We start from the raw sequence: 19,110 nt of genomic DNA, 5'->3' as shown, positions 1-19,110 counted from the left end.
GCGCTGCCTTTTCGATTCACTTTGTCTCTTCAATCTATTGAAATTACGAGAAAACCCATGAAATCGCATGCAAAGGTCGTGGTCATTGGCGGTGGCGTCGTCGGCTGCTCGGTGTTGTTCCATCTTGCCCGCCACGGCTGGACCGATGTGGTGCTGCTTGAGCGCGACGAACTGACTTCGGGCTCGACCTGGCATGCGGCGGGCGGCATGCACACCATCAATGGCGATCCCAACGTCGCCAAGCTGCAGAAATACACGATCAACCTCTACAAGGAGATCGAGGAGCTTTCCGGCCAGGCGACCGGCGTGCACCTGACCGGCGGTGTGCTTCTGGCGGCGACCGAGGCGCGGCTCGACTGGCTGCGCGGCGTCGTTGCCAAGGGCCGCTATCTCGGCATCGATCTCGAGGAAATCTCGCCGAACGAGGCGGCCGACCTGATGCCGCTGCTCGACCCCAAGCAGTTCGTCGGCGCCGTCCGCAACAAGGAGGATGGCCACCTCGACCCCTCGGGCGTCACCCACGCCTATGCCAAGGCGGCGCGCAAGCTGGGCGCCGAGGTCGAGCGCTTCACCAAAGTCGAGGACATCGTGCGGCGGCCCGACGGGATGTGGCGCGTCATCACCAACAAGGGCGAGGTGGTGACCGAGCATGTGGTCAATGCCGGTGGCCTGTGGGCGCGCGAGGTCGGCCGCATGGTCGGGCTGGAGCTGCCGGTGCTGGCCATGGAGCACATGTACCTGATCACCGAGGACATGCCGGAGGTCGCCGCATGGAACCAGAAAACCGGCACCGAAATCATCCATGCAGTGGATTTCGACGGCGAGCTCTATCTGCGCCAGGAGCGCGGCGGCATGCTGATGGGCACCTACGAGAAGGCCAACAAGCCGTGGTCCGAATACCAGACGCCGTGGAACTTCGGCCACGAACTGCTGGAACCGGATATCGATCGCATCGCGCCGTCGCTGGAAGTCGGCTTCCGGCATTTCCCGGCCTTCCAGAACACCGGTATCAAGCAGATCATCAACGGCCCCTTCACCTTCGCGCCGGACGGCAACCCGCTGGTCGGGCCGGTGCGCGGCCTGCCCGGCTTCTGGGTCGCCTGCGGTGTCATGGCCGGCTTCTCACAGGGCGGTGGTGTCGGCCTGGCGCTGTCGAACTGGATGATCGAGGGCGATCCCGGCGCCGACATCTGGGCGATGGATGTCGCGCGCTACGGCGACTGGGCGACGATGGCCTACACCAACGCCAAGGTGCGCGAAAACTATTCCAGGCGCTTCTCGATCCGCTTCCCCAATGAGGAACTGCCGGCCGGGCGGCCGCTGAAGACGACGCCGGTCTACGACCTTCTGTCGGCCAAGGGCGCGCAGTTTGGCGTTGCCTACGGGCTGGAGGTGCCGCTGTGGTATGCGCCTGAAGGCGTCAAGGACGAGTTCTCCTGGCGGCGTTCCAGCGATTTTACCCATGTTGCCGGCGAGGTCGCTGCGGTTCGTGACGGCGTTGGCCTGTCGGAGATTTCGAGCTTCGCCAAATACACGGTGACCGGCGAGGGGGCGGCCGCATGGCTCGACCGCATGCTTGCCTGCAAACTGCCCAAACCCGGCCGCATGACGCTGGCGCCGATGCTGAAGCAAGACGGCAGGGTGATCGGCGATTTCACGCTGGCCAATCTGGGCGGCGATGGCTGGTTCCTTGCCGGTTCCGGCATTGCCGAGCAGTATCACATGCGATGGTTCGAGGCGCATCTGCCCGGGAATGGTTCGGTTCGCATCGAGGCGCAGGGAGCGAAACTCACCGGCCTTGCGATTGCCGGGCCGAAGGCGAGGGATGTGCTGGCCAAGGTCAGCCGCGCCGACGTGTCCAACACGGCGTTTCCGTTCATGGCCGTCGCAAAAATGGATATCGGCATGGCGCCGTGCCTGGTCGGTCGCGTCAGCTACACCGGCGATCTCGGCTACGAGATCTGGGTGGCGCCGGAATACCAGCGTGCCGCATTCAACGCGTTGATGGCGGCCGGCGAGGAATTCGATATCGGCCTGTTCGGCTCGCGGGCGCTGAACGCCCTGCGGCTGGAGAAGAATTACGGCTCATGGGGGCGCGAATACCGGCCGATCTACGGACCGCTGGAAGCCGGGCTCGACCGCTTCGTCGCCTACGGCAAGGAGGCGGACTTCATCGGCAAGGCGGCGGCGCTGGCCGAGCGCAAGCAAGGCGGCAAGTTGCGGCTGCGCGCCTTCGTCGTCGATGCCGACGACGCCGACGTCATCGGCGACGAGCCGATCTGGTTCGGCGGTGCCGTGCGCGGCTGGGTGACGTCGGGCGGCTATGCGCATCACTCGAAAAAGTCGGTCGCCATCGGCTATGTGCCGAAGGAGATCGCCGAGGAGAGTGACGGCTTCGAGATCGAGCTGTTGGGCAAGCGCCACGCTGCGCGCATGCAGGCCACGCCGCTGTTCGATGCGAATTTCGAGCGGATGCGGGGGTGAAATCCACCCCCTTGTCGCGCATCAAGCGTTTCGGCGATTGTCCAACGCGAACGCGCCGGGGCCGGCAAAGAACAGATAAAGGAAGATGAAGCAGAAGGAGATCGCCGCATCGCCGCCGTTGTTGACCGGGAAGAAATCGCGCGGCATGTGCGCCATGAAATAGGCGATCGCCATCTCGCCGGCCAGGAGGAAGGCAACGGGCCGAGTGAACAGGCCGAGTGCCAGCAGGATGCCGCCGGCGAATTCGAGGATGGCGGCGGTCGTGGACAGCCCGGAAAGGGCGTGGGGATCGGCGCTGACTGGGAAGTTGAACAGTTTCTGGCTGCCATGCTCGATGAACTGCAGGGCGGTCATGATGCGCAACACGCCGAGCGCCTGCGGCTGGTATCTGGAGAGGCTTTCGAAAAGCTTCATGATGACTCCATTTTTCAGTCCGCTTGGCCATAGATTATCAGCCGGCGATGAACCATTCACTTCCCATGGCACGCCATCAACAATGGGTGACTGGTAATGTTCCCCAGTTTGATCCTTCATATTGTTCCCGCAAGGGTTGCATTCCTATCGCCATGGTTGTATTAGCGTGAACAGTCTAAAAATGAGGGTTCCCTTTGCCATGAAAAAAGTCGTCGTCGGCCTCTTCGCTCTCCTTGCAGGAACCAGCTTCGCCATGGCCGAGGACGCCGGCTGCGAGGCCTTCAAATGGCCGGTGACGCGGGAACAGGCACTGTTTGCCGCGCCACCAGCGACACCCTCAGGGGCGGCCCTGGCAGTCGGCGCCGCGGCTGACCTGGGGCTGGTGCCAGTCGAGAAGGCCGGCTTTACGCTGCCGCCCGAACGTGCCCCGGCACAAGGCACGTTCGGCGCTGTCGCCAGCGTGGAGGTGCCGCCGGACGGGGTCATACAGATAAGCCTGTCGGGCGAGGCCTGGGTCGATGTCATTCAGGACGGCCACGCCATCAAGTCGGCTGGCTACAGTGGCGTGAAAACCTGCCCCACCATCCGCAAGAGCGTGCGCTTCAAGCTTACGCCCGGTCCGGCCACCGTGCAGTTCAGCGGAGCGAAAAAGGCTGAGTTGAAGGTTGCAGTGCTGACGCCGGAGTGACCTTACGAAAGGTCGTTCAACAATAGCAGGAGTCTGCGGGACAGTGCCCCCTCTGTCCTGCAGGACAGAGGGGGTAACAAGGGGGTGCTAGCCTTCAGAAGTTGGCAAGTTTCCGTATGCAGCGCTTACCGCACCGGCGCCATCAGCGCGAAATGCGCGCCTTGCGGATCCTGGCATTGCACGATCCAGCTGCCGCCGGGGACCTCCATCGGCCCCATCAGGATCTTGCCGCCATTATCTGTGACGCGTTTGGCCGCCGCGTCGATGCCGGTGACGTTGAAATAGAACTGCCAGACCGGCACCGGGATCTGCTGCGGCTTGTTCATGATACCGCCGCCGGATTCGGGGCCGGCCGTAAAGGTCTGATAGGTGCCCATCGGACCCATGTCGAAGTCGCCGGCATTGGCCCAGCCGAACTGGTCGGAATAGAAATCGAACGCGGCCTTCCAGTCGCTGGTGTAGAGCTCGTGCCAGCCGATATGGCCCGGCGTGCTGGCCGGCACGACAGGCTGGTCGGGGCCGTTCGGCTGCAGGAACATGAAGGTCGCGCCCTGCGGGTCGGCAACGACGGCAAAGCGGCCGACGCCTGGAATGTCGGCGGGCTGGCGATGAACGGAGCCGCCGGCTTTCTCCAGCGATGCCGTGGAGGCGTCGACATCCTTTGTATGGATATAGCCGAGCCAAGCCGGCGGCATGCCCATCTTGGCCGCATCCTCGGGCAGCGTCATCAGGCCGCCGACGCCACGCTCACCGACATTCATGACGATGTAGCGCGGCATGCCGGGAGCCGCGTCGAAGGGCTGCGCCGTCCAGCCGACAACGTTGGTATAGAATGCCTCGGCCGCATCGAGGTCTGATGTCATCAACTCGTACCAGAAGAAGGGCATCGGGGATTTGGGCATTTCGGGTCTCCTCACCTTTGGGTCGATCGTCGTCCGATCCATCCTAGGACGATCTTCACGACGGAAATCCGACACCCGCCCGAACAACAATGTCTATAGATGCCAGGCGTTCCCCGGTTGCGCATCCGGCGGTTTTCGATTTCTGTGCGGTGATGAGGGGGTGTCGTCCATGCGCCTTATGTCGCTTACGCCCGAGCTTGTCGCGCTGTGCCATCGGGAAGAGGCCGATCCGGGCCCCGATCCGAGCTGGACCGAGATGAACGACGGTGACTTCCGGACCCTTGCCTTGCGGCTCTCCGACGAAGCCGACGAGGGACCACTGTGGGTGTTCGCCTATGGGTCGCTGATCTGGAAACCGGAATTCGAATCCGTCGAACAACGGCTCGCCACGGCCTATGGCTGGCACCGCTCGTTCTGTCTCGACATGGTGCGTTGGCGCGGCAGCGCCGCGCAACCGGGATTGATGATGGCGCTCGAACGGGGTGGACGCTGCAACGGCGTGATCTACCGTCTGCCGGAGGGCGAAAAACCAGCGCAGATCGAAAGGCTGCTGCGGCGCGAAATCAGCGACCACGAGAGCATCGACACGGTCCGATGGCTGCCCGTGCATACGGTGCAAGGTGCGCTGCGGGCGCTCGGCTTCTGGGTCGGCGTGAAGGGCAGGGGTACGTCGCTGAGCCAGCCGCTGGACAGGGTGGCAAGCGTGCTGGCCAGGGCCTGCGGGCATATCGGCTCGGGCGCCGAATATCTCTACAATACCGTCAGCCATCTCGAAGCGTTCGGCATTCATGATCGCAATCTGTGGCGATTGCAGGAACTGGTCGCTGACGAGATCCGGACCATCCATGCTCGGGCCCTCGATCCAGTTCACTCGGCCATCCCGCAAGAGCAATTGCTCAAAGTCATAACATGAGTAAAAAAATCATATTATTACTCAGTCTTTTCAGCGTCTTGCGCCGAAAATTGACCAATTGATAAAAAAATAAAACGTGCTAGCCTTCCCCAAAACGAAAATATGGGGAACTGACGATGCCAGAAGGCCAGTTCAAAGAGGGTATTGCCGGCGGCCGGCTTCAGGCCGACCAGTATGCGGACAATTTTTCCGACCTGCATCCACCGCTCGATCACCACGAGGCGCTGGTCGAATCCGATCGCTGCTATTTCTGCTACGACGCGCCGTGCATGAACGCGTGTCCGACCTCGATCGACATCCCGCTGTTCATCCGCCAGATCTCGACCGGCAATCCGATAGGCTCGGCCAAGACCATCTTCGACCAGAACATTTTGGGCGGCATGTGCGCCCGCGTCTGCCCGACCGAGACGCTGTGCGAAGAGGTCTGCGTGCGCGAGGTGGCGGAGGGCAAACCGGTGCAGATCGGCCGCCTGCAGCGCTACGCCACCGATGTCGCGATGGCCGAGAACAAGCAGTTCTATCCGCGCCCCACGCCGACGGGCAAGACGATTGCCGTGGTCGGCGCCGGGCCTGCCGGCCTCGCCGCCGCGCACCGGCTCGCCCGTCACGGCCATGACGTGACCATCCTGGAGGCACGACCGAAGGCCGGCGGCCTCAACGAATACGGCATCGCCGCCTACAAGAGTGTCGACAATTTCGCCCAGGCCGAAGTCGACTATGTCACTTCGATCGGCGGCATCGACATCCAGAACGGCAAGGCGCTCGGCCGCGACTATCAGCTCTCCGACCTGATCCGCAACTACGACGCCGTGTTCCTCGGCATGGGGTTGGGCGGCGTCAATGCGCTACGCGCCGATGGCGAGGACGCCGACGGCGTCACCAATGCGGTGGAATTCATCTCCGAACTGCGCCAGGCCAGCGACCTCTCGAGCCTGCCGGTCGGCCGGCGCGTGGTCGTCATCGGCGGCGGCATGACGGCGATCGATGCCGCCGTACAGTCGAAGCTGCTCGGCGCCGAGGAGGTGACGATCTGCTACCGGCGCGGCCAGGAGCATATGAACGCCTCCGAGTTCGAGCAGGATCTGGCCGCCGCCAACGGCGTCACCATCCGCCACTGGCTGCAGCCGAAGCGGGTGGTTGCCAATGGCGGCAAGGTCAGTGCCATCGAACTCGAATACACCGCCATGAACGGCGACAAGCTTGCCGGCACCGGCGAGACGCTGACGCTCGTTGCCGACCAGGTATTCAAGGCGATCGGCCAGAGCTTTGTCCCGACCGCTCTCAACGGCAGCGGCGCATCGATCGAGCTCGAAGCCGGCCGCATCAAGGTCGATGCGGAAGGGCGGACCTCGCTGGCCAAGGTCTGGGCAGGCGGCGACTGCATTTTTGGCGGCGACGACCTGACCGTCTCGGCCGTGGCGCAAGGCCGCGATGCGGCGGAGAGCATCAACAGGAACCTGACGCAGGGATAGGGGTCATGGCCACAGTGGAACCGGGCATCGCCCGTCACTACGAGATATCTGGCCTGGAGCAGCGCATCCTTGCCGCGCTCGCCGATATGGGCGTGGACGTCGCCCATCTGAGCGTCAGCGATCTCGAAGCGATCGATGAATTTCACATCGGTGGCGTGGCAGCCACCAGGGAACTCGTCGATCAGATGGGTTTGAAGCCGGCTGGCAGGCTTCTTGACATCGGATCGGGTATAGGCGGTCCGGCCCGCTTTGTCGCCAACAGTGCCGACGCCGATGTCACCGGCATCGACTTGACGCAGAGCTATGTCGACGTCGCGACCGGCCTGTCGAAGCGCACGGGAATGGCGGACAGGACGCATTTCGTCCAGGGCAGCGCACTGGACATGCCGTTCGGCAATGCCAGTTTCGACGCGGCAATGATCCTGCATGTCGGCATGAACCTTCCCGACAAGGCGAAGCTGATGAGCGAGGCCGCACGTGTGTTGCGGCCGGGTGGTGTCTTTGCCGTCTACGATGTGATGCGGCTCAAGCCCGGCGCACTGACGTTTCCGCTGCCATGGGCATCGGACGAAACCATGTCCTTTGTCGCCACGCCCGACGACTATCGATCGGCCGCCACCACCGCGGGCTTCTCGGTGACGTCGGAACGGCCACGCGGCGCCTTTGCCGTCGAATTCTTTGCCACGATGCGCGCACGGATGGCTGCCGCTCAGGCCGACGGCACAAAGCCGCCGCCTGGTGTTGGCCTGATCATGGGCGGGGATGCCCGCACCAAGATCGCCAATATCACCGCCGCGCTTGAAGGTGGCATTCTTGCACCCGTGGAAATGCACCTTCGTCTCGGTTGAAAGGGACCTTGTCATGGCTGACATCCGCAACAATTTCGTCGGCATCAAATCGCCCAATCCGTTCTGGCTGGCCTCGGCGCCGCCGACCGACAAGGCCTACAATGTCATCCGCGCCTTCAAGGCCGGCTGGGGCGGCGTGGTGTGGAAGACGCTGGGCGAGGAAGGGCCGCCTGTCGTCAACGTCAACGGCCCGCGCTATGGCGCGATCTGGGGTGCCGACCGCCGCCTGCTCGGCCTCAACAACATCGAGTTGATCACCGACCGCGACCTGCAGGTCAATCTGCGCGAGATCAAGCAGGTCAAGAAGGACTGGCCCGACCGCGCCATCGTCGTCTCGCTGATGGTGCCCTGCGTCGAGGAGAGCTGGAAGGCGATCCTGCCGGTGGTCGAGGAGACGGAAGCCGACGGCATCGAGCTCAATTTCGGCTGTCCGCACGGCATGTCGGAACGCGGCATGGGCGCGGCCGTCGGCCAGGTGCCGGAATATATCGAAATGGTTGTGCGCTGGTGCAAGCAGAACACGCGCATGCCGGTCATCACCAAGCTGACGCCCAACATCACCGATGTGCGCAAGCCGGCGAGGGCCGCACTTGCCGGCGGTACCGACGCGGTGTCGCTGATCAACACCATCAATTCGATCACCGGTGTCGATCTCGACAGTTTCGCGCCGCAACCGACCATTGACGGCAAGGGTTCGCATGGCGGCTATTGCGGCCCGGCGGTGAAGCCGATCGCCATGAACATGGTGGCCGAGATCGCGCGCGATACCGAAACGCGCGGTCTGCCGATCTCCGGCATTGGCGGCATCACCACCTGGCGCGATGCGGCGGAATTCATGGCGCTCGGCGCCGGCAATGTGCAGGTCTGCACGGCGGCGATGACCTACGGCTTCAAGATCGTGCAGGAGATGATCGCCGGTCTCGAAAACTGGATGGACGAGAAGGGCCACGCCACGCTCGACGACATCGTCGGCCGTGCCACGCCCAACGTCACCGACTGGCAGTACCTCAACCTCAACTATGTCGCCAAGGCGCGTATCGACCAGGACGCCTGCATCAAATGCGGCCGCTGCCACATCGCCTGCGAGGACACCTCGCACCAGGCGATCACCAGCATGGTCGACGGCGTCAGGCACTTTGAAGTAATCGAGGCCGAGTGCGTCGGCTGCAATCTGTGCGTCAATGTCTGCCCGGTCGACAGTTGCATCACCATGGAGCCGTTGGCCGCCGGCGCTCTGGACCAGCGCACCGGCAAGCCGGTGTCGCCGGTCTACGCCAACTGGACCACGCACCCGAACAATCCGATGGCCAAGGTGGCGGCGGAGTAGGGGCTGCCTTCGCAGAATTTGGGTCTCTCGCCCCGATCGACGTCTAGGTCATGCACACATCTTCTGTGACTGGCGTGATTGATCGGCCGGAGGCTTGGGTTGCCACGTGGTTCCCCCAATCCGTCGCTGCTTCGCAGCGCCACCTTTCCCCCCTCCGGAGGGAAAGGAAGGGAGCGGTTCCGGACGAGCGTTGACGGCAAAAAGCCTGGCGCCTTTCCTCTACCGCGTCGATCGGGGGAGAAGTGGCTCGGCGAAGCCGAGACGGAGTGGGGGTCGACCCGCTCAGCACGCTATCGCGAAAGATCAGCTGCCCGGAAATGTGTGCATGCCGTAGTGCAAAGCAAGGTGCGAGGAACGCAAGTCCTGTGAAGCTTCGTGACGATATGAAACTCGCACTTCCCTATTGCAGATAAATTTTATCCACGATATAAGGTATCCATGAATAGGAGATCGGCACCATGAAGCTGGGCGAGGGCGTTGAAGCCGCCATCCACTGCGCGGCCACGCTGGCCAGCGTCGAGGGCAACAGCACCATGCCGGGCGCAGCGCTCGCGGAGTCCTTCGGGCTGTCGCCGAGCTATCTCCTGAAGCATCTCAACATGTTGACGGCGGCGCGCATCCTGGAATCGGTGCCGGGCCCGGCGGGCGGTTACCGGCTGGCGCGGCTGGCCGAGCGCATCACGCTGCTCGACATCGTGCTGGCCATCGAAGGACGCGAGCCGGCGTTTCGGTGTGGCGAGATCCGCCGCAACGGCCCGGTCAAGCTCGATGCCTCGGCCTACGTCAAGCCCTGCGGCATCAACGCCGCGATGCTGAAGGCCGAGCGCGCCTATCGAGCAGCACTCGCCGAAACGAGGCTGTCCGACATCGTGGCCACTTACCAGGCGGAAGGCGATCCGAGATCGCTCGCCGCGAGTTGCGCCTTCGTCGAGCGCCACCAGCGGCCGCAGAAATCCGATCCCAATTCCCAACCACGTGAAAGGACAAGACAATGAAACAGAGGCTGCAATTTTTCGCCAAGGCGCCCGAGATCATGAAGGCGGTGTCGGCGCTCAACAAGGCGGTCGACGAATGTGGACTCGAGGTGAGCCTGCTGCACCTGATCAAGCTCAGGGCCTCGCAGATCAACGGTTGCTCCTATTGCGTCGAGATGCACAGCCGCGAGGCGAGGCGCGACGGCGAGACCGAGCAGCGGCTCTATCTGGTCGCGGCCTGGAAGGAATCGCCGCTGTTTTCCGAGCGCGAACGCGCCGCCTTGGCTTGGACCGAGGCAACGACCCTGATCTCCAACAATGGCGTTTCGGACGAACTCTATGCGAGCACGCTCGCGCATTTCTCGGAAGAGGAACTGGTCAAGCTGTCGGTTGCGATCGGCATGATCAACACCTGGAACCGGCTTTGCATCCCGTTCCATGCCATTCATCCGATGCCGGCTGCCAAAGCAGCCTGACCGTCCGGTTTAGCAATGGAGCGCCGTCCGAGAGGGCGGCGCTCCAACTGTTTTCAAAGGGGAGAGTCTGATGCCGATCGATTTGCCTTCGACCTTGTTGTTCCTCGGCCGCCTGTTGCTCGGCGGCGCTTTTGTCCTCGCCGGCCTGCGCAACATCCAGAACGCGGCCTTCCTCACAGGGCTCATGGCCGCGCGCGGTGTGCCGCGGGCGCGGTTGGCGCTGTGGGCCGGCATCGTCCTGCAGATCATCGCCGGCGCGCTGGTGATGGCGGGTCTGTGGACCGCGCTTGCCTGCGCGGTGCTCTTGCTGTTCCTGGTCGCCGCCACGCCGATGTTCCACGATTTCTGGGATCACCAGGGTCCGGACCGCGCGGCGCGCATCAACGGCTTCGTCGGCAATGTCGCGCTGGGCGGCGGTTTTCTGACGCTGATCGCGCAGTCGCTCTGAAGGCCGAAGCTAGGCCGCGAACCGCAGGCCGCCATCGCAGGTCAGCACCTGGCCGGTCATGAAGCCGTTGGAGACGAGGAAGGCTATCGCCGAGGCAACGTCGTCGGCGCGGCCGATCCTGCCGACCGGCGTCTTGCCGGCATATTCAGCAAAGACCGCCTGCCGCTGCTCGTCCGGCAGAAAATCCCACCAGGGCGTGTCGATGACGCCCGGCGCCACGACATTGACGCGCAGCGGCTTCAGCTCGACGGCCAGGATCGGTGTCACGGTCAGCAACATGCCGTTGACGGCACCGATGCCGGCAACGCCGGGCATGGTGGTCTGGGCTGATACCGCCGATATGAAGGTCACCGATCCGGATTTGTTGAGTGTCGGCAATGCCGCCTGCAGGCAGGACAGTTGCGGCCGCACCTTCTCCTCGACGCCGCTGCCGATGTCGGCGAGATCGAGGGTGTGGAACGGGCCAAGGCCCTTGCCACCGCTTGCCGCCAGAACAAGATGGTCGAACGGGCCGAGGCGCTCGAAGAACTGGCGGACCTCGTCCGGCTTTGAAGCATCGAATGCTGCCTTGTTGGCGGCGCCGCCAAGGCTCTTCCAGGCGCCGTTGAGCTTATCCTGGTTGCGCCCGGTGATGGTCACCTTCATGCCCGGGCCTAGCAGTTTTCGCGCCGTCGCCAGGCCGATGCCGGACGAACCGCCGATGATGACTGTGTGTTCAGTTCCGTCGGTCATGAATGCTGTTCCTTCGATTTTGTGGAAGCCTGGCCGACAAGGTCGAGGCTGAGGCTTCGCAATTGTTGTCGTGCTCCGGCGTCGTAGGCCTGGGCGTCGGCGCGCGCTTCTCGTAGGCCATCGAAATAGAGGCCGCTGCGGCCTTCGAGTGCTGGCGACGTGGCGAGATTGACGATGGCGTCGGCACCGGTCTCGACCGAATTCCATGGCGTGACCCCGGCCTGCCGGACCATGGTGGTGTTCATGTAGCTCGCCGGATGCAGGGCGTTGACGGTGACCCCGGTGCCTTTCAGCTGCTCGGCCAGATCGACGGTGAACAGGATCTGCGCCAGCTTGCTCTGGCAGTAGGCGCGCACGCCGCTATAGCCATGGGTCAGCATGACATCGCCGAAGTCGATCGCCTGTTGGCCGGCGGAGGCGACATTGACGATGCGCGCTGGAGCACTCGCCTTCAGTAGTGGCAGAAGCTCCGAGGTCAGCAGGAAGCCGGCGAGATAATTGACCGCGAAACGCAGTTCATGGCCGTCGCCGCTGATCTGCCGTTTGGCGCCGGCCGTTCCAACGCCGGCATTGTTGATGAGGATGTCGAGCCGGCCTGTCTTTTCACGTACGGCCTCGGCGAGGTGGCGAACCTGCGCCAGCGAGGCGAGGTCGGCGGCGAAGAACTCGGCCTTGCCGCCGGCGGCTTCGATATCGGCGACCGTTGCCTTGCCGCGCGCAGCATCGCGGCCGTGTACCAGGATGCGGGCGCCGGCCCCGCCCAGCCTTTGCGCGACGACGCGGCCAACGCCGTCGGTCGAGCCGGTGATGAGGATAGTCTTGTCTTTCAGATCCATGTTTGGCAGGTCCATGTTTGGAGCCTCCTGTCTGCTGCTCCCGCCGCAAGATGGGACATCGGGCCGATCTCAAACAGTTCAAACTTTATCCTGGTATCGGTACTGCTATAATAGACGCATGGATGCTCCCTCACATTCCGCTGAAGACAGCCGCCGGCGCGAGCTTGGCGCCTTCCTGCGCTCGCGCCGAGAAAGGCTGACGCCGTCGGCAACGGGCATCGCCACGGGCCTCAGGCGTCGCACGCCGGGCCTGCGTCGCGAGGAGGTGGCGATGATCGCCGGCGTCGGCACGACCTGGTACACCTGGCTGGAACAGGGCAGGGACGTCAGGCCCTCGGTCGAGGTGCTGACCGCGCTGAGCGAGGCGTTGCGCCTCGACGCCATCGAGAAGCGCCATCTGTTCATCCTTGCCGGCCGCCAACAGCCGGAGCGCCGCGTGGCCGCACCGGAAAAGGTCGATGGCGCCTTGCTGCACATGCTGCAGAGCCTTGTCCTGCAACCCGCCTATGTCGTCGGCCGGCGCTGGGACGTGCTTGCCTGGAACCCGGCGGCCGTTGCGGTGTTCGGCGATTATGGCCTGCTTGAGGGAGATGCCCGCAACATCGTCCATATGGTCTTCACAAATCCACACCACCGCCGCTTGCTGGTCGACTGGGAGGAGCTTGCCCGCGTGGTGCTCGCATCGTTTCGCGCCGAAAGCGCCAAATATGTCGGCGACCCGGACTTCGACCGGCTGATCGCGCTGATGATGCGATCGAGCCCGGAGTTCCGCGACTGGTGGCCCCGGCGGGACGTGGCCCGAAGGCTGGCTGGCCTGAAGCACGTCCGGCACCCCACGGCCGGCGCGATGGCCTTCGAGCATATGAGCCTGTCGATCGACGATGGTTCCGACATGCGGCTGGTCGTCTACACGCCGCTCGCCGAGCAGAACTCGATCGCCAAGCTGCAAACATTGCTGGACGCGCTGCCGGCCAAGCGGCGCAGCGCCTAAGCGATCGCGGAAGGCCGAAGTCAGGCCTTCGGCTTCAGCCCTTCGAGGAACAACTGCTCCAGGAACCTCGCCGCATCCTCGAAGCGGCCGTCGCCGCCACGGTTCGGGCCGAGCACGGCGCGGACCTGGACGTCGAAATCGGCGTAATGCTGCGTGGTTGCCCAGATCGAGAAGATCAGGTGCCAGGGATCGGTCCTGGCGATCTTGCCGGCGCGCATCCAGCCCTTGATGACGGCGGCCTTCTCGTCGACCAGCGTCTTCAGCTCGCCGGCCAGCAGCGGCATGATGCGCGGCGCGCCTTGCAGGATCTCGTTGGCGAACAGCCGGCTCTCGCGCGGAAAATCGCGCGCCATTTCCAGCTTGCGCCTGATGTAGCTCCTGAGTTCCGTCATCGGATCGCCGATGTCGTCGAGTTCCCTGAGCGGCGCCAGCCATGTGTCGAGCAGGCGCTGCATCAACGTCTCGTGAATGTCTTCCTTGCGGCGGAAATAATAGAGCAGGTTGGGCTTCGACATGCCCGCGGCTTCGGCGATCTGGTCGATGGTCGAGCCACGGAAACCGTTGGTGGAGAACACCTCGAGGGCTGCTTCGAGGATCAGTTCGCGCTTTTCCTGCTGTATGCGGGTGCGGCGAGGGGCTTCCGTGCCGGTGTTCACCGTTGCAACACCTCGTGTTCAGGATCATCTGGACCAATTCTCTGGACCAGTTTTTCCCCAGGCTGTGGAACGCACTTCAGGAGCCGCATTTCCGCTAGTAATCCCTTGACCGCCGACAGGGCGGTGCTAACGTTTGTCCAATCGGTCAAAAATTTGCGTAGCACGAAAGCGCGGCAAAGACCAAGCGTTGGACGCACCGAAACAGGTTACAAGGGGAAGTCTTGGTCATGTCCAACCGGCTGAAAGTCACGCCGAACGATCTCAGCGCATTCTGGATGCCGTTCACGGCAAACCGGCAGTTCAAGCAGGCGCCACGCATGTTCGTGTCCGCCAAGGACATGCACTACACGACCAGCGATGGCCGCAAGGTGCTGGACGGCACCGCGGGCCTGTGGTGCGTCAATGCCGGCCACTGCCGGCCGAAGATCACCGAGGCGATCCAGCACCAGGCCGCCGAGCTCGATTACGCGCCGGCCTTCCAGATGGGCCATCCCATCGTGTTCGAACTGGCCAACCGGCTCGTCGACATCGCGCCCAAGGGCATGGATCATGTGTTCTTCACCAATTCCGGTTCGGAATCGGTCGAGACCGCGCTGAAAATGGCGATCGCCTATCACCGGGTGAAGGGCGAGGGCTCGCGCACCCGCCTGATCGGCCGCGAGCGCGGCTATCACGGCGTCAATTTCGGCGGCATCTCGGTCGGCGGCATCGTCACCAACCGCAAGATGTTCGGCACGCTGCTCGGCGGCGTCGACCACATGCCGCACACCCACCTGCCGGAGAAGAACGCCTTCTCGAAGGGTGTGCCGGAATATGGCGCGGAGCTCGCCAACGAACTGGAGCGCATCGTTACGCTGCATGACGCCTCGACCATCGCCGCCGTCATCGTCGAGCCGGTTGCCGGTTCCACCGGCGTCATCCTGCCGCCCAAGGGTTATCTCGAGAAGCTTCGCGAAATCTGCACCAAGCACGGCATCCTGTTGATCTTCGACGAGGTCATCACCGGTTTCGGGCGTCTCGGCGCACCGTTCGCCGCCGATTATTTCGGCGTCACACCCGACATCATGACCACCGCCAAGGGTGTCTCCAACGGCGTCATCCCGATGGGCGCGGTGTTCGTGAAGAAGGAAATCCACGACGCCTTCATGACCGGCCCCGAGCACATGATCGAGTTCTTCCACGGCTACACCTATTCGGGCAATCCGGTCGCCTGCGCCGCCGCACTCGGCACGCTCGACACCTACAAGGAAGAGGGGCTGCTGACCCGCGGCGAGGAACTGGCGCCCTATTGGGAAGACGCGCTGCATTCGCTGAAGGGCGAGCCGCATGTCATCGACATCAGGAATATCGGCCTGATCGGCGCGATCGAACTGGCGCCGATCGCCGGCAGCCCGACCAAGCGGGCCTTCTCGGCCTTCGTCAAGGCGTTCGAGCGCGGCGCGCTGATCCGCACCACCGGCGATATCATCGCACTGTCGCCGCCGCTGATCATCACCAAGGGCCAGATCAACGAACTGATCGACCATGTGCGCGAAGTGCTGAGGTCGATAGATTAACTGTTTCCATCGGCCGGGCTCGACATGGGCGTCGACGAGATGGGCACGATGTTTGCCCGCCGCGAAGGCACGGACCCCAGCCTGCCGCCGGTCTATGTCGGCAGCCATCTCGACACGCAGCCGACCGGTGGCAAGTATGATGGCGTGCTCGGCGTCCTCGGCGGCCTGGAGATCGTGCGTTCGCTCAACGATCTCGGCATCAAGACCAAACATCCGATCGTCGTCACCAACTGGACCAACGAGGAAGGCGCGCGCTTTGCCCCGGCGATGATGGCATCCGGCGTGTTCGCCGGCGTGCTCGACCAGGCCGACGTCTACGAGCATACCGACAAGAACGGCAAGAAATTCGGCGAGGAGCTGGAGCGCATCGGCTGGAAGGGTTCGGAGAAGGTCGGCGACCGCAAGATTCACGCCTTTTTCGAATTGCATATCGAGCAAGGCCCGATCCTCGAGGACGAAGATATCGACATCGGCGTCGTCACCCACGGCCAGGGGCTGAAATGGCTGCAGGTGACGCTCACCGGCAAGGAAGCCCATACCGGCTCGACGCCGATGCCCAAGCGCCGCAATGCCGGGCTCGGCATGGCCCGGGTGATCGAACTGGTGCACGAGATCGCCATGGACTACCAGCCCGACGCCGTCGGCGCGGTCGGCCATATGGAAGTCTATCCCAACTCGCGCAACATCATCGCCGGACGCACCGTCTTCACCATCGATATCCGCTCGCCGGAGAAGGAAGTGCTCGACGCCATGGATGGCCGTATCCGCGAAGGCATCGAGACGATCTGCGATGCACTCGACATCCAGTACAAGATCGAACAGGTCGGCCATTTCGATCCGGTGACCTTCGATGCCGGCTGCGTCAAGGCGATCCGCGATGCCGCCGAACGGCTTGGCTACACGCACCGCAACATCGTTTCCGGCGCTGGCCACGACGCCTGCTGGATCAACCGCGTCGCTCCGACCGCCATGGTGATGTGCCCCTGCGTTGATGGGTTGAGCCACAACGAGGCCGAGGAGATCACCAAGGAATGGGCGAGCGCTGGCGCCGACGTGCTGTTCCATGCGGTGGTGGAGACGGCTGTCATCGTGGAGTGAATTCAAAGATTTACCTTCCAAACGCCGCTCGCAAAGAAGCGCGAAGAGAACAAGGGAACAAGAAAATGACCAAAGTCATCAAGAACGGCACCGTCGTCACCGCCGACCGCACATGGAAGGCCGACGTGCTGTTCAGCCACGGCAAGATCGTCGCCATCGGCTCGGATCTGCATGGCGACCACGAGTATGACGCCACCGGCTGTTACATCATGCCGGGCGGCATCGATCCGCACACCCATCTCGAAATGCCGTTCATGGGCACCTATTCGGCCGACGATTTCGAATCCGGCACGCGGGCCGCCCTTGCCGGCGGGACGACGATGGTGGTCGATTTCTGCCTGCCGGCGCCGCAGCAATCGCTGCTCGAAGCCCTGCAGATGTGGGACAACAAGACCTCCAAGGCTGCCTGCGACTACTCCTTCCACATGGCCATCACCTGGTGGGGCAAACAGGTGTTCGACGAGATGGCAACCGTCGTCGACAAGGGCATCACCTCGTTCAAGCACTTCATGGCCTACAAGGGCGCGCTGATGGTGGATGACGACGAGATGTATGCGTCGTTCCAGCGCTGCGCCGACCTTGGCGCGCTGCCGCTGGTGCACGCCGAGAATGGCGACGTGGTCGCGGCCCTTTCGCAGAAGCTGCTGGCAGCCGGCAATAACGGTCCCGAGGGCCACGCCTATTCGCGTCCACCGGAAGTGGAAGGCGAGGCGACCAACCGTGCCATCATGATCGCGGACATGGCGGGCGTGCCGCTCTACGTCGTGCATGTCTCCTGCGAGCAGAGCCATGAGGCGATCCGCCGGGCGCGCCAGAAGGGCATGCGGGTGTTCGGTGAGCCGCTGATCCAGCATTTGACGCTGGACGAGAGCGAGTATTTCAACAAGGACTGGGACCATGCGGCGCGCCGCGTGATGAGCCCGCCCTTCCGTAACAAACTGCACCAGGATTCGCTGTGGGCCGGTCTGCAGGCAGGCTCACTGCAAGTGGTGGCGACCGACCATTGCGCTTTCACCACCAAGCAGAAACGCAACGGCGTCGGCGATTTCACCAAGATTCCCAACGGCACCGGCGGCCTCGAGGATCGCATGCCTGTGCTGTGGACCAAGGGCGTCAACACCGGGCGGCTGACAATGAACGAGTTCGTCGCGGTGACCTCGACCAACATCGCCAAGATACTCAACATGTACCCGAAGAAGGGCGCCATCGTCGAAGGCGCGGATGCCGACATCATCGTCTGGGATCCGAAACGCAAAAAGACGATTTCGTCGAAGAAGCAGCAGTCCGTCATCGACTATAACGTGTTCGAAGGCGTCGAGGTGACCGGCCTGCCGCGCTTCGTGTTCTCGCGCGGCGAACTGTCGATCGAGGAAGCCGAGGTCAAGGCCAAGCCCGGCCACGGCCAATTCGTCGGACGAGAGCCCAACGCGGCGGTGAACCGGGCGCTGTCGACGTGGAAGGACATCACCGCGCCGCGTAAAGTGGAACGGTCAGGCATCCCGGCGACGGGGGTCTGAGCTTGGCGCGTTCGGCCGCGCTGCTCTCGGTGGTCTTGGCGGCTGTTGCCGGTGGTCCGGCAAATGCGGCCGGCGTGCTGCCCGGTTCCTGGGGCAACGATGTCGGCTGCGCCGGCGTGAGGGCCGGCTACCAGGACAGTGATGCCTATATCCTGCTGACCGCGGAAGGCATCGAGACCTATGGCAGTGGTTGCCGGTTCGACCAGCAATTGACGTCGGCGCTGGGTACGCAATCGCTGCGTTCGACCTGTTCCGCCGAGGGCGAGGCGGGAACGACGGTCGAAACCATCCTGGTCACCAACAAGGGAGAGGCTGGTTTCTTCGTCACCATTCCCGGCCTGGAAGAACTGGGGCCGCTGCAATCATGTTCTTGACGTTGGGCAATGGGGGAATGAGCATGCGTGGTTATGGTCTGTCTGTTGCGATGATTGCCGTTCTGGCTGCTGGCCAGGCTTTCGCGGCAGGCATCGACCTGTCGAAACCCTATGGCGACAAATATGGCTGCATCAACCGCAACGGCCAGGAAGTCGCCGCCGATCAGATGCTGCTTTTGACCGCCAAGGAATTGATCACCGCCGCCAGCGCCTGCACGTTCACGAAGACGCAAACGCTGGCTGACGGATCGCTCGTAGCGACGGCGACATGTGAGGCGGAAGGTGAAGAGGGACAGGAGCCGACCAAATTCACCATCAAGCGCAGCGCCAAGAACGCCAAGAAGCTGACGGTCGCCGATGAGGACGGCAATGTGATGGGGGAAGTCGCGCGGTGCAAATGACCG

19 protein-coding genes and 1 pseudogene are annotated in these 19,110 nt (G+C 63.4%); 15 read left to right on the top strand and 5 right to left on the bottom strand.

Annotated elements, in window-relative coordinates; genetic code table 11:
• Positions 1–57 precede the first annotated feature (57 nt).
• Positions 58–2,484: an FAD-dependent oxidoreductase gene (locus tag LB577_RS07380; protein ID WP_224686183.1), complete on the top strand. Its 2,427-nt coding sequence runs from the start codon at positions 58–60 to the stop codon at positions 2,482–2,484.
• A gap of 21 nt (positions 2,485–2,505) precedes the next feature.
• Here the strand turns inward: LB577_RS07380 and LB577_RS07375 are convergent, their stop codons facing one another.
• A complete protein-coding gene (locus LB577_RS07375; protein ID WP_023777983.1) occupies positions 2,506–2,898 on the bottom strand; it encodes a DoxX family protein in 393 nt (130 codons plus the stop codon).
• Between the two features lie 199 nt (positions 2,899–3,097).
• On the opposite strand from LB577_RS07375, the gene LB577_RS07370 reads away from it, so the two are divergent.
• Complete coding sequence (locus LB577_RS07370) at positions 3,098–3,586, top strand: hypothetical protein (protein ID WP_224686182.1); 489 nt, start codon at positions 3,098–3,100, stop codon at positions 3,584–3,586.
• A gap of 125 nt (positions 3,587–3,711) precedes the next feature.
• Here the strand turns inward: LB577_RS07370 and LB577_RS07365 are convergent, their stop codons facing one another.
• Positions 3,712–4,488 (bottom strand): VOC family protein, encoded by a 777-nt coding sequence (locus tag LB577_RS07365; protein ID WP_023765193.1) that lies wholly within the window; start codon positions 4,486–4,488, stop codon positions 3,712–3,714.
• Positions 4,489–4,657: 169 nt separating this feature from the next.
• Between LB577_RS07365 and LB577_RS07360 the strand changes: the two genes are divergently transcribed.
• The 7 genes from LB577_RS07360 to LB577_RS07330 all read left to right on the top strand — a co-directional run bounded on the left by LB577_RS07360 (position 4,658) and on the right by LB577_RS07330 (position 10,946).
• Positions 4,658–5,401 (top strand): gamma-glutamylcyclotransferase, encoded by a 744-nt coding sequence (locus LB577_RS07360; protein ID WP_224686181.1) that lies wholly within the window; start codon positions 4,658–4,660, stop codon positions 5,399–5,401.
• A 116-nt stretch (positions 5,402–5,517) separates the two neighbouring features.
• Positions 5,518–6,873: an NAD(P)-dependent oxidoreductase gene (locus tag LB577_RS07355; RefSeq protein WP_224686180.1), complete on the top strand. Its 1,356-nt coding sequence runs from the start codon at positions 5,518–5,520 to the stop codon at positions 6,871–6,873.
• Between the two features lie 5 nt (positions 6,874–6,878).
• The gene (locus LB577_RS07350) at positions 6,879–7,721 is read left to right on the top strand and encodes a class I SAM-dependent methyltransferase (RefSeq protein WP_224686179.1); all 843 of its coding nucleotides are present in this window, start codon (positions 6,879–6,881) and stop codon (positions 7,719–7,721) included.
• A gap of 13 nt (positions 7,722–7,734) precedes the next feature.
• On the top strand, positions 7,735–9,048 hold the full coding sequence (gene preA, locus LB577_RS07345; RefSeq protein ID WP_224686178.1) for an NAD-dependent dihydropyrimidine dehydrogenase subunit PreA: 1,314 nt from the start codon (positions 7,735–7,737) through the stop codon (positions 9,046–9,048).
• A gap of 458 nt (positions 9,049–9,506) precedes the next feature.
• Positions 9,507–10,043 (top strand): RrF2 family transcriptional regulator, encoded by a 537-nt coding sequence (locus tag LB577_RS07340; RefSeq protein WP_224686177.1) that lies wholly within the window; start codon positions 9,507–9,509, stop codon positions 10,041–10,043.
• Positions 10,040–10,498: a carboxymuconolactone decarboxylase family protein gene (locus LB577_RS07335; RefSeq protein WP_224686176.1), complete on the top strand. Its 459-nt coding sequence runs from the start codon at positions 10,040–10,042 to the stop codon at positions 10,496–10,498. Before LB577_RS07340 ends, LB577_RS07335 begins: the two co-directional genes overlap by 4 nt.
• 70 nt (positions 10,499–10,568) lie before the next feature.
• Entirely contained in the window at positions 10,569–10,946 is a 378-nt protein-coding gene (locus LB577_RS07330; RefSeq protein WP_224686175.1) for a DoxX family protein, read from the top strand.
• A gap of 9 nt (positions 10,947–10,955) precedes the next feature.
• Here the strand turns inward: LB577_RS07330 and LB577_RS07325 are convergent, their stop codons facing one another.
• Positions 10,956–11,678, bottom strand: a complete 723-nt coding sequence (locus LB577_RS07325) for an SDR family oxidoreductase (protein WP_224686174.1) — start codon at positions 11,676–11,678, stop codon at positions 10,956–10,958.
• Complete coding sequence (locus tag LB577_RS07320) at positions 11,675–12,514, bottom strand: SDR family oxidoreductase (protein ID WP_224686199.1); 840 nt, start codon at positions 12,512–12,514, stop codon at positions 11,675–11,677. Before LB577_RS07320 ends, LB577_RS07325 begins: the two co-directional genes overlap by 4 nt.
• A 118-nt stretch (positions 12,515–12,632) precedes the next feature.
• Between LB577_RS07320 and LB577_RS07315 the strand changes: the two genes are divergently transcribed.
• Positions 12,633–13,505: a helix-turn-helix transcriptional regulator gene (locus LB577_RS07315; RefSeq protein WP_224686173.1), complete on the top strand. Its 873-nt coding sequence runs from the start codon at positions 12,633–12,635 to the stop codon at positions 13,503–13,505.
• A gap of 20 nt (positions 13,506–13,525) precedes the next feature.
• Here the strand turns inward: LB577_RS07315 and LB577_RS07310 are convergent, their stop codons facing one another.
• Complete coding sequence (locus LB577_RS07310; RefSeq protein ID WP_023765181.1) at positions 13,526–14,161, bottom strand: TetR family transcriptional regulator C-terminal domain-containing protein; 636 nt, start codon at positions 14,159–14,161, stop codon at positions 13,526–13,528.
• Between the two features lie 227 nt (positions 14,162–14,388).
• Here LB577_RS07310 and LB577_RS07305 point away from each other — a divergent pair, with 227 nt between their 5' ends.
• The 5 genes and pseudogenes from LB577_RS07305 (at position 14,389) to LB577_RS07285 (ending at position 19,107) form a co-directional block, all read left to right on the top strand.
• Positions 14,389–15,717, top strand: coding sequence for an aspartate aminotransferase family protein (locus LB577_RS07305; protein WP_013894612.1), 1,329 nt, complete (start codon positions 14,389–14,391; stop codon positions 15,715–15,717).
• Positions 15,718–15,726: 9 nt separating this feature from the next.
• Positions 15,727–16,815: pseudogene (locus tag LB577_RS07300) on the top strand (Zn-dependent hydrolase); the annotation flags it as partial.
• A 65-nt stretch (positions 16,816–16,880) separates the two neighbouring features.
• The gene (hydA, locus tag LB577_RS07295) at positions 16,881–18,332 is read left to right on the top strand and encodes a dihydropyrimidinase (RefSeq protein ID WP_224686172.1); all 1,452 of its coding nucleotides are present in this window, start codon (positions 16,881–16,883) and stop codon (positions 18,330–18,332) included.
• Positions 18,333–18,334: 2 nt separating this feature from the next.
• Entirely contained in the window at positions 18,335–18,706 is a 372-nt protein-coding gene (locus LB577_RS07290) for a hypothetical protein (RefSeq protein WP_224686171.1), read from the top strand.
• Between the two features lie 23 nt (positions 18,707–18,729).
• A complete protein-coding gene (locus LB577_RS07285) occupies positions 18,730–19,107 on the top strand; it encodes a hypothetical protein (protein ID WP_224686170.1) in 378 nt (125 codons plus the stop codon).
• The last annotated feature ends 3 nt before the right edge of the window (positions 19,108–19,110 follow it).

The organism is Mesorhizobium sp. B283B1A (assembly GCF_020165735.1).
In the GTDB taxonomy this organism is placed as follows: Bacteria; Pseudomonadota; Alphaproteobacteria; order Rhizobiales; family Rhizobiaceae; genus Mesorhizobium; species Mesorhizobium opportunistum.
This window is presented reverse-complemented; position numbering and strand designations above follow the sequence as displayed.